Consider the following 15,389-nt stretch of genomic DNA (forward strand, 5'->3'; position numbering starts at 1 on the left):
GTTCGTTCCTTTTTTTAGATAAACTTGGAGGTTTTCATGGCTGTCGCTGCCAACAAACGTTCGGTAATGACTCTGTTTTCCGGCCCGACCGACATTTTTAGCCATCAAGTGCGAATTGTACTGGCGGAAAAAGGGGTCAGCGTTGAGATAGAACACGTTGAAGCAGGCAATTTGCCTCAGGATCTTATTGATCTGAACCCTTATCAAACGGTTCCTACCCTCGTAGATCGTGAGCTGACTCTTTATGATTCTCGCATCATAATGGAATATCTGGATGAGCGTTTCCCGCATCCGCCGCTCATGCCTGTATATCCTGTTGCACGTGGCTCCAGTCGCCTGATGATGCATCGAATCGAAAAAGACTGGTATTCCCTGATGTATAAAATTCAGGAAGGAAGTGCTCAGGAAGCCAATGCTGCGCGGAAACGTCTTGCTGAAGAGTTGCTGGCAATCGCACCAATTTTCAGAGAAATGCCTTTCTTCATGAGTGATGAGTTCAGTCTGGTTGACTGTTATCTTTCTCCGCTGTTATGGCGTTTACCTGTGCTGGGTGTAGAGCTGTCTGGCCCGGGAGCCAAAGATCTTCAGGTTTATATGCAGCGTGTATTTGAGCGTGACGCATTTCTGGCTTCATTGACAGAAGCAGAGCGTGAAATACGTTTACAGTCACGGGGTTAATGTATGGATATGACTCAAATGTCTCCCCGCCGTCCTTATTTATTGCGGGCACACTATGAGTGGCTGCTGGATAATGATTTGACTCCGCATATCGTTGTGGATGTGACTCAATATGGTGTCAACGTTCCAATGGAATATGCGCAGAATGGGCAGATAATCCTGAATATTGCTCCACGGGCGGTTGGTAATCTGGAATTGGCTGATGACGAAGTTCGTTTTAATGCCCGTTTTGGTGGCATCGCGCGTCAGGTATCTGTTCCGATGTCTGCTGTCATTGCGGTTTATGCCCGTGAAAACGGTGCCGGGATGATGTTTGAGCCAGAAGTCGCCTATGAAACAGACTCAGAGTCGGAAGATTCAGAGTCTCCGGTAGCCGATAATCTGGTATTGATTCGTGATATGAAAACATCTCATGATGATAATTCGCCGGATGATGAGCCACCTCAGCCTCCAAAAGGTCGCCCGACCTTACGTGTTGTAAAATAAAGAGCGATAAAAGTAATACGAAAAAATAGAGGAGATAATCTCTCCTCTATTTTATTACAAATAGGTCGCGTAAGATTTAGTCAATTCTGATTGGCACTGTTCTATATTTTCTTCATCTTTTCTGCTTGCTGATGTTCTGGCTGTCTTTAAACTTGTCGCGACATCCCGAACAAATCTCTCTTTGCTTTGTATTCCGATTAGTGTTGATGGTATATTGCAGATGTTATTGGTTGACGATGGTTGGTATTTATCTGCCATTGCTAAAACTTCAATCGGATTATTAATTAGAGCAAAGGATAATGAATTAAAAATTTGGTTGGAAAAATCGCGGTGGATGTTAGGAACTAATTGAAAAGCCACCTCTAACCACTCAGTTTCTCCGGTAGTAATAAAATCAGCGATTTCTTCTCTTTTTCCTCTCTCACCTATCTCAGCAACAACAGAATTTACTCCCCTCTCTTTCACCTGTTGAATAATTTCTTTTGGTGTAGATAAACCGGCGACAGAAGGTGGACTAATCAAGAATATGAAAGAGAGCAGTGATATTTTAGTTAGTAAACGCATTTATCTCTCCCAATTATTATATCCGTAGTTTTCAATTTACGGCTTTGTTGGCTGCACGTTGAAATCCGTAGGGTATATCATGTGATGAATTTTTAATTGGTTATTATTTAATGTTGTTATATGCATTTTACTTAAAAGTGAGAGGGGCAAATCTGTAATTTACGTATGAAATATTATCTTATTTGACTCATACCCTATTTTCTGAAATCTTTCTTTAAGAAAAATCTTTATATGTTGAATTGGAAATTAGCTTTTAAAGAAGTGGAAAATTATTTGGGGTGATTTATCTGTTTAAAACAGTAAGACTAATCAGGATTGAAACTAAACTCAGCTTCAATCACTTTTATAAAGAGGGGGAGAGAAAAGTAGGTTAACCAATTGGGAGTATTTTAAAAATACTTGGGATATATTTGATTCAACTTCAAAATACACCTTTCTATATTTTCTTTATCTTTTCTTTTTGCGGATTTTTCAGCGCTCTTTAAACTCGCAACGATGCCTTTGATAAGCTTATGCTTGTTTTTCTCTGCTATAATTGTCAGTGAAAGATCACAGATGTTATTTGTTAAGCTAGGTCTGTATTTGTTGGCCTGAGCTAAGACTTCAACCGGATTATTGAGCAAAGCCAGTGATAATGAATCAAAGATCTGATTGGAAAAGTCCCGATGGGTATTGGGAGTCAATCGAAAGGCAACTTCTAACCAGTCAGGATCTCCGGTAGCAATCAATTTAGCAATTTCATTTCTTTTGTTTCTTTCACCTATTTCTGCAACAGTGGAATTCACTCCCCTTTCTGTAATTTGCTGAATAATCTCCTTTGGCGTGGATAAACCGGCGATAGAAGGAAAACTAATCGAGAGTACGAAAGAAAAAAGGGATATTTTAGTTAATAAACGCATTCATTTCTCTCTGTTATTATATCTTCCAGATTTCAATTGAGCGCTTGACCTGCTGCACACTGAAATCCTGTTCAATGAATTATTATGTAATCGGCTTGAAATGACAGGTGTTAAATCTGTTGTTTTTGTAATAAGCGAAATTTTATTTCATGGGTACGCTGTATTCCTGATGTTATTTTTAGAAAAAGTATTTATTTGCTAATTTTCAGGATATTAAATTTGAATATTTGTTTTTGGGATATAGGAATAATCGCATAATGTAAAAAAACAAAATCATTGTGGTAGTAAAAAGGTAATGACGCGAGTAGCGATTATTTGGCAGGATTTTCTCCGGCCAGAAGACCGGAGAAGGATTCAGGAGAAAATTAAATTAGACTTCAAGGTAGTCGAGAATACCGGAGGCGGCTTTTCTGCCTTCAGCAATAGCGGTAACGACTAGGTCAGATCCTCGAACAGCATCCCCACCAGCGAAGATTTTAGGGTTACTGGTCTGAAACGACAAAATGCTGGATTCAGGAGCGATAATACGCCCTTGTCGGTCAAGATTGATCTGATGCTCATCCAGCCATGTCATGGAATGCGGCTTGAAACCAAATGCCATAATGACAGCATCGGCATTAATGACAAACTCCGAATCGGGAATGAGCTCCGCCTGCCGGCGTCCTTTTTCATCCATTTCGCCTAATCGTGTCTGGGCCATTCTGACCCCACAAACATACCCGTTATGATTAACCTCAATGCTGATAGGCTGAAGATTGAATTGGAAATCGATACCTTCTTCCCGTGCGTTCTTCACTTCACGGCGGGAGCCCGGCATATTCTCTTCATCCCGCCGGTAGGCGCAAATCACATGACTTGCCCCCTGACGGACAGCAGTGCGTACGCAATCCATCGCGGTATCACCACCCCCCAAAACCAGAACCCGCTTACCTTTCATATCAATATAGGGTTGTTCTGGTGATTCTTCATAGCCCATTAATTGGCGAGTGTTAGCGATGAGAAAGGGTAGAGCATCGTATACTCCATTGGCATTTTCATTTTCCAGATCGGCATGAATAGACTGATAAGTCCCGACGCCCAAAAAAACGGCATCAAATTGCTTTATGAGCTCAGCAAGAGCAACATCTTTACCTATCTCCGTGTTCAGGCAGAATTCGATACCCATTCCGGCGAAAATTTCACGGCGACGACTCATCACTTCTTTTTCCAGTTTGAATGCCGGGATCCCAAACGTCAGTAAACCGCCAATTTCAGGGTGGCGATCGTAAACGACAGCTTGTACACCATTGCGTGCCAGAACATCAGCACAGGCCAGTCCGGCCGGCCCTGCTCCAATGACCGCAACCCGTTTACCGGTCGGGATCACATGTGACATATCCGGCTTCCAGCCCATTGCAATGGCGGTATCATTGATATAACGCTCAATATTGCCGATGGTGACAGCCCCAAAATCGTCATTCAGCGTACAGGCACCTTCACACAGGCGATCCTGCGGGCAAACCCGCCCACAGACTTCCGGCAGGCTGTTGGTCTGATGAGATAGCTCTGCGGCTTCAATAATGCGTCCTTCATTGGCTAACTTCAGCCAGTTCGGAATATAGTTATGTACCGGGCATTTCCACTCACAGTAGGGATTACCGCAGTCAAGGCATCGATCTGCCTGAGCTTCGGCCTGAATTTCAGAGAAAGGTTCATAAATCTCCACAAATTCTATTTTGCGGACTTTCAGCGCTTTTTTCGGAGGATCGACACGCTGTAGATCGATAAACTGATAAACATTCTGACTCATTCCTGACTCCTACTGTGCCTGAACCCGTAATTCTGCGCTGGAACGGCTGCGATGCCCCAGCAGCGCGCTGACATCACTGGATTTAGGCTTAACCAATGCGAATTTATCGACCCACTGTGACCAGTTTTCCAGAATACTTTCACCATGTGGGGAGCCGGTCAGGCGAACGTGTTCAGTGATTAATCCGCGCAGATGTTCTTTATGAATGGTAAGGGTATCCATTGAGAGCACTTCGACTAATTCTGGATTAACCCGTTTGCGGAAATCATCGGATTCATCGAGAACATAAGCGAATCCTCCGGTCATGCCTGCGCCGAAGTTGACGCCAGTGTCACCCAGTACACAAACTATCCCGCCGGTCATATATTCACAGCCATTATCGCCGATACCTTCAACCACAGTGATGGTGCCTGAATTTCTTACGGCAAAGCGTTCACCGGCACGACCCGCAGCAAATAGTTTTCCACCGGTTGCCCCATAAAGGCAGGTATTGCCAATAATCGTCGCTTCATGACTTTTGAATGCTGAGCCAACCGGAGGCAGGATAACAATTTGTCCGCCAGCCATCCCCTTGCCGACGTAATCATTGGCATCGCCGGTGAGTGTCAGTTCAACCCCACCCGCATTCCAGACCCCAAAACTTTGCCCGGCTGTTCCTGAAAAATGCAGTTTTATGGGATTGCCGGCCAGCCCCTGATCACCGTGCATGGTTGCTATGATTCCGGATAATGCTGCACCGACAGAACGATCTGTATTCTGGATATCGAAATAGAATGACTTACTCTGCGATTTTTCTACGTAAGGCAGAGCCTGTTTGACAATCGCTTTATTCAGAATTCCCAGATCAAAAGAAGGATTATCTTCTGTACAGTGTTGTTCCTTGCCTTCGTGGGGCTGTGCGGTTTCCAACAGAGGCTCAAGATTGAGTTTACTTTGTTTGGCAGAGATACCTGCCAGTATGTTAAGTAAGTCTGTGCGGCCAATCAGATCTGTTAGCTTGCGGACGCCCAATTGCGCCAGAATTTCACGCGTTTCTTGTGCAATAAAGTGAAAGTAATTAATCACGCGTTCCGGCAGCCCGTGATAATGGGACTGGCGCAGTTTTTCATCCTGCGTTGCCACTCCGGTAGCACAGTTATTGAGGTGGCAGATCCTCAGATATTTACAGCCGAGGGCGACCATCGGCCCTGTGCCAAAGCCAAAACTTTCCGCACCTAAAATCGCCGCCTTAATAATATCGACCCCGGTTTTCAACCCGCCATCAACCTGAAGACGGATTTTGTGGCGTAGGCCATTGGCAACCAGAGCCTGCTGGGTCTCTACCAGACCAAGCTCCCAGGGACAGCCGGCATATTTAACTGAGGAGAGAGGACTTGCGCCTGTTCCGCCATCATAACCGGCGATAGTGATAAGATCTGCATAGGCTTTTGCTACCCCTGTAGCAATTGTGCCTACTCCCGGCTCAGACACCAGCTTAACGGAAATCAGTGCCTTGGGATTGATCTGTTTCAGGTCGAAAATGAGCTGAGCTAAATCTTCGATAGAATAAATATCATGATGCGGTGGGGGGGAAATAAGTGTCACACCGGGGATTGAGTAACGTAGTCTGGCAATATAAGGCGTGACCTTATCCCCCGGTAATTGCCCGCCTTCTCCGGGTTTTGCCCCTTGAGCAATTTTAATCTGAATCACATCGGCGCTACTTAAGTAGGCAGGTGTAACACCAAAGCGCCCGGAGGCAACTTGCTTAATGCGGGAAACTTTTTTCGTACCATAACGGGCAGGGTCTTCTCCGCCTTCCCCTGAGTTGGAGAAACCACCCAATGTATTCATTGCTTCAGCCAACGCTTCATGAGCCTCAGGACTCAGAGCGCCAATTGACATAGCAGCGGTATCAAAACGCTTAAACAGCTCTTCTGCCGGCTCGACCTCTTCAATGGGAACGGGGTCATCTTTTGGTGAGATCGCCAGTAAGTCGCGCAGTGTCGTTACCGGGCGACCGTTGACTAATTGTGAGTATTTCTGGTAATCGCTGTAATTACCGCTGTGGACGGCTGCCTGTAACGTGCTGACAACATCAGGGTTATACGCGTGATACTCTCCGTCGTGGACATATTTCAGCAGCCCACCTTGCTCGATGGTATGGCGGTGCAGCCAGGCTCGTTTGGAGAGATTATGCAAATCCTGCTCAAAATCACTGAAATCAGCGCCTTCAATACGGCTGACCACACCATTGAAGCAGATATCTGTTACTTCGGAATGCAAACCGACAGTTTCAAATAATTTAGAGCAACGATAGGAGGATATTGTGGAAATCCCCATTTTGGACATGATCTTATATAGCCCTTTATTGATGCCATTACGATAATTCAGCATCACGCGGGCATATGGGGTCGTGAGTGTACCGTCATCGATCATTTTGCCTAAGGACTCGTACGCCAGATAAGGGTAAACCGCGGTAGCCCCAAATCCAAGCAGCACAGCAAAGTGGTGAGGATCACGGGCACTGGCTGTTTCGACTATCAGGTTGGCATCGCAACGCAGGCTTTTTTCCACCAGACAATGCTGGATGGCTCCAACGGCCATTGGTGCAGGGATCGGTAATTTTTCAGGAGAGATATCGCGGTCAGACAACACCAGTAAGACTGCACCATCACGGACAAGTTTTTCAGCCTGTTCGCACAGGGCTGAGACGGCATTTTTAAGCGTGATCTCCTGTGGATTAAAGGTTAAATCCAACGTTTCTGCCCGGTAATAAGATTCCTGCTGCTGTGTCAGTTGCACGAAATCCGGATAAAGCAGCACCGGTGATTCAAAACTCAGACGGTGAGCCTGACCTTCTGCTTCAGAAAAGACATTCATTTCCCTGCCGATGCGGGTGGACAGCGACATAACATGTGCTTCACGCAGCGGATCAATCGGAGGGTTGGTTACCTGAGCAAACTGCTGGCGGAAATAGTCATAGATAATACGTGGGCGGCTGGAAAGGACGGCAAATGGCGTGTCATCGCCCATTGAACCGGTTGCTTCCTGACCATTCTCACCGAGTACACGGATAATCTGATCCAACTCTTCATTACTGTAAGCAAACTGTTTTTGATAGGTTGCCAGCATACGATCATCTAAATCTCGTTTACCAACCCGCGCTTCCGGTAATTTTTCGAATGGTGTCAGATGCCTGACGTTTTTTTCCAGCCATTCTTTATAAGGATGGCGGTTTTTTAAATCATTATCTGTTTCCGCAGAGTGCAGAATCCGGCCTTTCCGGGTGTCGATCACCATTAATTCGCCCGGTCCGACACGCCCTTTCTCGACGACTTCATCGGGTTGATAATCCCATATTCCCACTTCGGAAGCACAGGTAATCAGTTTATCCTTGGTAATGACATAACGGGCCGGACGTAAACCGTTGCGGTCAAGGTTACAAGCTGCATAACGCCCGTCAGAAATAACAATACCGGCAGGGCCGTCCCACGGCTCCATATGCATGGAGTTAAAATCAAAAAAGGCGCGCAGATCATCATCCATATCTGGATTGTTCTGCCATGCTGGCGGGACAAGTAAACGCATGGCGCGGATTAAATCCATCCCTCCGTTGAGAAACAGCTCCAGCATGTTATCCAGTGAACTGGAATCGGAGCCTGTTTCATTGACAAAAGGTGCTGCAGTTTGTAAGTCCGGGATCAAAGGAGTGCGAAACTTGTAAGCTCTAGCCCTTGCCCACTCGCGGTTTCCGGTGATCGTGTTGATTTCTCCATTGTGAGCCAGATAGCGGAACGGCTGAGCCAGCGGCCAGCGGGGAACGGTATTCGTTGAAAACCGCTGGTGGAAAAGGCAGATCGCAGATTCCATCCGCAAATCGGCTAAATCCGGATAGAAGCGTGGTAAATCAGCCGCCATACATAGCCCTTTATAAATAGTGACTACATTGGAAAGGCTGCAAATATAAAAATCTTCATCAGTAATGCGTTTTTCCACGCGACGCCGGACAATGAACAGCCTGCGCTCTAAATCCTGCGATCGCCATCCGGCTGGGGCATTTACAAAGATTTGTTCAATACGGGGAAGGCTGGACAGGGCGATATTGCCCAAAATATCCTGATTGGTAGGGACTTCCCGCCATCCAGCGATAGACAGGGTTTCATGTTCTAACTCCTGCTCAATAATATCGCGGCATGCCTGAGCGATTTGGCTATCCTGACTCAAAAACAGCATACCGACGGCGTAGTTTTTTGCCAGCCGCCACGATTGTTCATGAGCGAGCATCTGGAAAAACCGGTCAGGTTTTTGCATTAATAAACCACAGCCGTCGCCGGTTTTCCCGTCTGCCAGAATTGCTCCCCGATGTTGCATTCTGGCTAGTGCATGTATTGCTGTACGCACCACTTTATGGCTTTGTTCCCCTTCAATATGTGCGATTAGCCCAAAGCCACAGTTATCTTTTTCCTGTAATTTGTCATACAACATGGTAAATCCCTCAAGTTCTGTCCGACTCTCACATCAATTACGTGATGATATAAATCATTATTTCTACAGGCGTCTGAATTGCGCCCTCAGTCAAATGTTGCTTGTCTTATCGGCAGTACCATTTACCGCGAATAACAGACAGCAAAAATGATGTTGTGTTTCTGTATAAGGGCACTGCATAAATATGAGCTGGATAAAAAACCAGCAGGTGATTTTCAGTGAATTCCCAACTTAACGAGAAAAATAAAGTAGGTCAAATTGTGTCTAACGGTGTTTTTAATGATGGAAATAGGGTTAATTTATTGAATATATGTAATATTATCGTTAATAACCCGTTTTGTGACGTGTGTCATGACTTGGATATGATGTGATTTATATCACCATTCTACACCTAATGTGCGTTTTGAATATGCTTTAAAACTGGTTTTTATTGGTTTATTAATCTTTTTTTATCGCTTTTGTAAGAATGTATTTGTGTATTTTGTGTTTGTTAAGTGTAAATCATTGTTTGTTTTTTAGCCTGTCGTGGGCAGTTAAATTCGGTATTGATTTATTATTCTGTTTTTGTGATTTTTTATTCCATTCAGGAATGGGAAATAATATCCCCTAACGAAGTCAGGCTTTTTTTAGGCTATGATGCAATCTGGTGATTTTACTTGGAGCTGTTATGAAGTTTATCAGGGGGCTTGCCCAATATTACGTTGATTTAATGATGAAACTCGGGCTTGTCCGTTTTTCATTACTACTGGCGTCTGTTCTGGTAATTCTGGCAATGACGATGCAAATGGCCGTCACTTTCGTCTTGCATGGGGAAGTCCAGCGTATTGATTTAATCCGTTCTATTTTCTTTGGTTTATTAATTACACCGTGGGCTGTCTATTTTCTCTCTATTGTTGTGGAACAGCTTGAAGAGTCACGCCAACGTTTATCCAGTCTGGTAGCTAAGCTGGAGGAAATGCGTCAGCGTGATGCGAAACTGAATCAACAGCTAAAAGACAATATTACCCAACTGAATCAGGAAATCAGTGAAAGAGAAAAAGCGGAACAGGCACATCTGGTTCTGCTGGATAAACTGAAATTAGAGATGGAGCACCGCGAAAAAACACAGATTGAACTTGAACAACAATCCGTTCTGTTACGTTCGTTTCTTGATGCTTCGCCTGATCTGGTTTACTACCGCAATGAAGACAATGAATTTTCCGGTTGTAACCGCGCAATGGAGCTGTTGACCGGTAAAAGTGAAAAGCAATTGATTGGTCTGACACCGACAGAAGTCTACGATGAAGAAATTGCCAATAAGGTAATGGAGACGGATGAAAAAGTCTTCCGGCACAATGTCTCGCTGACCTATGAGCAGTGGCTGGTTTATCCTGATGGGCGCAAGGCCTGTTTTGAGCTGAGAAAAGTTCCTTTTTATGATCGTATCGGTAAGCGGCATGGACTGATGGGATTCGGTCGCGATATCACCGAGCGTAAGCGCTATCAGGATGCGCTGGAGAATGCCAGCAGGGACAAAACCACGTTTATCTCTACGATTAGCCATGAGCTTCGTACGCCTTTAAATGGCATTGTCGGTTTAAGCCGTATTCTGATGGATACCCACCTGACACCAGAACAAGGCAACTATCTGAAAACGATCCATGTCAGCGCAATTACGCTGGGTAATATTTTCAATGATATCATCGAGTTGGATAAGATTGAGCGCCGAAAAATTCAGCTCGACAGCCAACCAATTGATTTTACCAGTTTTATAGCAGATTTGGAGAACATCTCCGGATTGCTGGCACAGCCAAAAGGGATCCGTTTTGTACTGGAACCTGAGCTGCCACTACCGGCCAGAATATTGGCGGATGGAACCCGCCTGCGTCAGATCCTATGGAATTTAATTGGTAATGCCGTGAAGTTTTCCCAGAAAGGGGAAATCAGAGTTCGTATCTGGCGTGAAAAAGGGGATTGCCTGCTATTTGAGGTGACTGATTCTGGTATTGGTATCCCTGCTGATGAATTAGAAAAAATATTCGCCATGTATTATCAGGTAAGAGACAGCGCTGGTGGTCGTCCGGCAACAGGGACAGGGATCGGGCTGGCAGTGTCGAAACGGCTTGCTCAAGCTATGGGGGGAGATATCACAGTCAATAGCACAGTCGGAAAAGGTTCCTGTTTTACCTTATCTATTATCGCTCCTGCGATTGATGAAAATGCGGAAGGGATGGAAGAAGAAGACGCGTTGCCATTACCTGCCCTTAATATTCTCTTGGTTGAGGATATTGAACTGAATGTGATTGTTGCCCGTTCTGTTCTGGAGAAACTGGGTAATAGTGTGGATGTGGCCATGACTGGTGTCGATGCTCTGGATATGTTTGATCCTGATGAATATGATCTGGTGCTGCTTGATATTCAGTTACCGGATATGACGGGTCTGGATGTTGCCCGCGAATTACATCAGCGTTACCCGAATCACACGCTTCCCCCTCTGATCGCTCTGACTGCCAATGTATTGAAAGACAAAAAAGAATATCTTGATGCTGGTATGGATGAAGTACTCAGTAAGCCTCTTTCTGTTAAGGAACTGACTGCGGTAATGGAAAAATTCTGGGGCAGGTCAACGGAGGCTGAAACTGTATTACCGGAATTCACTGAGCCGAAGAAAGAGGAAGAGTTACTCGATACTGAGATGCTTAATCAGTATATCGATCTGGTCGGGCCGAAAATGGTCATCGATAACCTGACTATTTTTGAAGACATGATGCCGGGCTATCTTGCCTTATTGGACTCAAATATGACGGCGAGAGACCAAAAAGGGATTGTAGAAGAGGCTCATAAAATTAAAGGCGCTGCTGGCTCTGTCGGATTGCGTCATCTGCAACAGTTAGCACAACAGATCCAGTCACCGGATTTACCCGCGTGGTGGGATAACGTGCAAGAGTGGGTAGATGAGTTAAATCAGGAATGGAAAAATGATACGGAAACATTAAGAAACTGGTTAACTAACGTTACAAAAAAATAACCCCAACCGAAGTTGGGGTGCGCGAATACTGCGCCAACACCAGGGAAACTTGTTTACCCGCTAATCTAAGATTTTTTTTAGGCGCGAGTAATTAGAGAATTCTTTCACACAGAACACAAGTACCAACATAGCAAAGATAAGATTTTTTGTTACAAGATTCATTAAAATCTGTGATGAAAATTGGTGTTTAACCCTCTAAGGGGTTAAGCATTAATCTACTACAAATGGAGATAAATATGAAATCTGTTGCAGTGATATTAAGTGGATGTGGAGTCTATGACGGGAGTGAAATTCATGAATCAGTCCTAACTATGCTCTCTTTGAGCCGTTTAGGCGCTGAAGTGTCTTTTTTTTCTCCAGATGAGTCACAACATCATGTAATTAATCATCTTAATGGAGAGGAAAAACAAGAAATACGTCACATAATGGAAGAATCAGCCCGCATAACAAGAGGGAATATTCAGCCATTATCTGAAATTAATGCCGACACATTGGATGCACTTATCGTTCCCGGAGGTTTTGGCGCAGCTAAAAATTTATGTAATTTCGCATTTAAAGGATTTGAATGCGAAATAAATAAAGAATTTTTAAGTATCGTTCAGGATATGCACAAAAAAGGTAAGCCGATGGGGTTTATGTGTATTGCTCCTGTGATGGTGCCTAAAATATTAGGCGAACCGATAAAAGTCACCATAGGTAATGATCCTGAAACGGTATCACAGATAGAGAAAATGGGCGGGATTCATATTGAATGCCCGGTTGACGATATTGTTATTGATTTTGAAAACAAAATTGTAACAACCCCAGCATATATGCTGGCTCAATCCTTGTCTGAGGCTGAAATAGGGATCGATAAACTAGTCAGAAAAATATTGGAAATGATTGAGTAACAGGATGCGAAACTCTTTTTCAATATTATGGCGCTGGTTGAAGAAAATTGTGCTTACGATCACTTTTTTGTGGTTTGTTGCTGTAATCACATTTTCATTTCTGCCAGTGCCGTTTTCTATGGTGATGCTGGAAAGACAGGTAGATGCGTTGATCTCAATTAATTTATCTTATGTTTCTCGCTCTGTTTGGGTGGATCAAGATCAAATCTCACCTTATATCGCATTAGCCGTGATTGCTGCCGAGGATCAACGATTTCCAGAACACTGGGGATTTGATTTTTCTGCGATAAAAATGGCCGTGGAACATAATAAAAAAGATCAGAAACGGATACGTGGTGCTTCTACCATCACTCAGCAAACTGCCAAGAATTTATTCCTGTGGGAAGGGCGCAGTTGGGTAAGGAAAGGCTTGGAGGCAGGAATGGCAATGGGTCTGGAGCTGATGTGGTCAAAGAAACGTATTTTAACTGTCTATCTGAATATTGCTGAATTTGGCAGGGGAATTTTTGGTGTGGAAGCCGCGTCCCGACACTATTTCGGTAAACCCGCCAGCCGGCTGACCGCTTCTGAAGCTGCTCTTCTGGCGGCAGTATTACCAAATCCGATACGCTACCGGGTTGATGCACCTTCTGCCTATGTGCTGCAACGCCAGCAATGGATATTACGCCAAATGCAGTTATTGGGAGGGAAGCATTTTCTGACTCAAATAAACTGAAGATATAATGTGGTATATGGTACTGCCTGAAAAAAGATGGCGGATATATCCCCGTCGTCTTTTAAGTTGCCTCTTTGTTGGCTGCGCTCACTCACCCCAGTCACCCAGTCACCCAGTCACCCAGTTACATAGTTATCTATGCTCCCGGGGATGAATTCGATTACAGCCGTGATGCAACCCGAAATCCATAGGGTATAGAAGTACAAGCAAAGCAGCTCTGTTTTATGCTGCTCTGCTTGTAAAAATAACCCGCCGGTTAGTCGAGATAAGTAAATGCGGTAGTTACACGTTTAATGCCATCAGTTTCACTGGCAATTTTTGCCGCATCAGCGCCTTCTTGTTTGGTCACAATCCCGAATAAAAAGACTTCGCCATTTTCAGTCACCACTTTGATATTTGATGACTTCACAGCATCGCTGGCCAGAATTTTTGAACGTACTTTCGTTGTCAGCCAGGCATCTACTGATGCAGTACCAAGAGAAACGGGTTCTCCCTGCCTGATTTCGTTATAGACCACACTGACACCTTCAGTTTTCGACGCTATCTGTTTTGCCCGCTCTGCCAACTGCATATTCGGGCTTTGTCCGGTTAACAGAACCTTTCCCTGATAAACCGTCGTTACGATACGGGACTGAGACTTAATTTGTGGATCTTTGCTAATGGCATTACTGACACGAGCTTCCAGAGTTGTATCGTCCACTTGTTGCCCAACCGTCCGTGGATCCGTTCCTGCTTTGGTAGCAATTGCTGCAGAGCCTACGAGGGCTGCACCAATACACCCCTGTAGTAACATTGTGCTGCAAAATACCAGTAATAGAGAGAGTAACCGCATTATTTGGCTCCTTAGTCATCCTGATGAGGAAATAAAGTATTGTCGATTAAGTCACACAGACAGTTAATTGTCAGCATATGGACTTCCTGAATCCTGACACTGTGGTGAGAAGGAATACGGATTTCCACATCCTGTGGTCCCAGTAATCCGGCTAACTCACCGCCATCGAAACCTGTCAGTGCAACAATAGTCATATCGCGGGTAACGGCGGCTTCTACGGCTTTAATGATAGCCCGGCTGTTACCATGCGTAGAAATAGCCAGCAGAACATCTCCGGCCTGCCCGAGAGCCCGGACCTGCTTAGCGTAGATTTCTTCCGGCTGTCTGCTGCCGGCGATGGCAGTGATAACAACATTATCAGCATTCAATGACAATGCTGGCAGACTTGGCCGCTCTGTTTCAAATCTATTTATCATACTGGCGGCAAAACGCTGTGCTGTCGCGGCGGATCCGCCATTGCCACAGCAGAGGATCTTGTTGCCATTCAGCAGTGATTGAACCATCATCATTGCGGCGCGTGAAATGGCGTCCGGTAATGCCTCTGCTGCCGCGATTTGCGTTTGAATACTTTCGGTAAAGCAGACTTTAATTCTATCCAGCACGTTATGACCTATATTATTGATAATATATTTATTGAAATTCAGAACCTATCAGATAGGTTTTCATTTAAATTGAAGGCATCTTTCAGCCATTCAAATTTTTGACCGGTAATTGCGCAAACATCAAAACGGCAGGCCGCAGTATCAAGAGATTCATTACGCTGGTAAAGCCAGACCGAAGCCGTATGCAATAACTTTCTGCGTTTGCTCTGGGTAATTGTAGCAATGGCATCACCATATTGTGCATTCTGGCGGAAACGAACTTCAACGAAAACCCAGACCTGCTTGTCACGCATAATCAGATCGATTTCTCCACCACGAATTTTCACATTCTCTGCGATAAACACAAGACCTTGTTTTTGCAGAAACTGTTTAACCTGCTGTTCGTAATGGCATCCCTGCGCGTAACGATTAATTCGGGGCTTTTTCATCCTGAAATGACCACTCAAAAGAAGATGTTATT

General features: G+C 44.7%; 12 protein-coding genes. 5 read left to right on the forward strand and 7 right to left on the reverse strand.

Annotated elements, in window-relative coordinates:
• Positions 1-36: 36 nt before the first annotated feature.
• Positions 37-678, forward strand: coding sequence for a stringent starvation protein SspA (gene sspA / locus AAC855_RS11090; protein ID WP_086954480.1), 642 nt, complete (start codon positions 37-39; stop codon positions 676-678).
• Positions 679-681: 3 nt separating this feature from the next.
• Positions 682-1,164: a ClpXP protease specificity-enhancing factor gene (sspB, locus tag AAC855_RS11095; RefSeq protein WP_340609639.1), complete on the forward strand. Its 483-nt coding sequence runs from the start codon at positions 682-684 to the stop codon at positions 1,162-1,164.
• A 54-nt stretch (positions 1,165-1,218) separates the two neighbouring features.
• Here the strand turns inward: sspB and AAC855_RS11100 are convergent, their stop codons facing one another.
• From AAC855_RS11100 to gltB, 4 genes are all read right to left on the reverse strand, one after another.
• Positions 1,219-1,728 (reverse strand): hypothetical protein, encoded by a 510-nt coding sequence (locus AAC855_RS11100; RefSeq protein ID WP_340609640.1) that lies wholly within the window; start codon positions 1,726-1,728, stop codon positions 1,219-1,221.
• Between the two features lie 389 nt (positions 1,729-2,117).
• Positions 2,118-2,627: a hypothetical protein gene (locus AAC855_RS11105; RefSeq protein WP_340609643.1), complete on the reverse strand. Its 510-nt coding sequence runs from the start codon at positions 2,625-2,627 to the stop codon at positions 2,118-2,120.
• A 370-nt stretch (positions 2,628-2,997) separates the two neighbouring features.
• On the reverse strand, positions 2,998-4,416 hold the full coding sequence (locus AAC855_RS11110) for a glutamate synthase small subunit (protein ID WP_340609644.1): 1,419 nt from the start codon (positions 4,414-4,416) through the stop codon (positions 2,998-3,000).
• A 9-nt stretch (positions 4,417-4,425) separates the two neighbouring features.
• Positions 4,426-8,883: a glutamate synthase large subunit gene (gene gltB, locus AAC855_RS11115; protein WP_340609645.1), complete on the reverse strand. Its 4,458-nt coding sequence runs from the start codon at positions 8,881-8,883 to the stop codon at positions 4,426-4,428.
• 667 nt (positions 8,884-9,550) lie between these two features.
• Between gltB and arcB the strand changes: the two genes are divergently transcribed.
• From arcB to mtgA, 3 genes are all read left to right on the forward strand, one after another.
• Positions 9,551-11,890 (forward strand): aerobic respiration two-component sensor histidine kinase ArcB, encoded by a 2,340-nt coding sequence (gene arcB, locus AAC855_RS11120; protein WP_340609646.1) that lies wholly within the window; start codon positions 9,551-9,553, stop codon positions 11,888-11,890.
• 236 nt (positions 11,891-12,126) lie between these two features.
• A complete protein-coding gene (gene elbB, locus AAC855_RS11125) occupies positions 12,127-12,780 on the forward strand; it encodes an isoprenoid biosynthesis glyoxalase ElbB (RefSeq protein ID WP_340609648.1) in 654 nt (217 codons plus the stop codon).
• Between the two features lie 4 nt (positions 12,781-12,784).
• Positions 12,785-13,495, forward strand: coding sequence for a monofunctional biosynthetic peptidoglycan transglycosylase (gene mtgA, locus AAC855_RS11130; protein WP_340609649.1), 711 nt, complete (start codon positions 12,785-12,787; stop codon positions 13,493-13,495).
• A 256-nt stretch (positions 13,496-13,751) separates the two neighbouring features.
• On the opposite strand, the gene dolP is transcribed toward mtgA, so the two are convergent.
• Genes dolP through AAC855_RS11145 form a run of 3 tightly spaced genes read right to left on the reverse strand, consistent with a single transcriptional unit; the run spans position 13,752 to position 15,357 of the window.
• Positions 13,752-14,327: a division/outer membrane stress-associated lipid-binding lipoprotein gene (dolP, locus tag AAC855_RS11135; protein ID WP_340609650.1), complete on the reverse strand. Its 576-nt coding sequence runs from the start codon at positions 14,325-14,327 to the stop codon at positions 13,752-13,754.
• 11 nt (positions 14,328-14,338) lie between these two features.
• Positions 14,339-14,929 carry a DnaA initiator-associating protein DiaA gene (diaA, locus tag AAC855_RS11140; RefSeq protein WP_099122317.1) on the reverse strand — a complete coding sequence of 197 codons (591 nt, stop codon included), beginning with the start codon at positions 14,927-14,929 and terminating at the stop codon, positions 14,339-14,341.
• 38 nt (positions 14,930-14,967) lie between these two features.
• Positions 14,968-15,357: a YraN family protein gene (locus AAC855_RS11145; protein ID WP_340609651.1), complete on the reverse strand. Its 390-nt coding sequence runs from the start codon at positions 15,355-15,357 to the stop codon at positions 14,968-14,970.
• Between the last annotated feature and the right edge of the window lie 32 nt (positions 15,358-15,389).

It is taken from the genome of Xenorhabdus bharatensis (assembly GCF_037996705.1).
Taxonomy (GTDB): Bacteria; Pseudomonadota; Gammaproteobacteria; order Enterobacterales; family Enterobacteriaceae; genus Xenorhabdus; species Xenorhabdus bharatensis.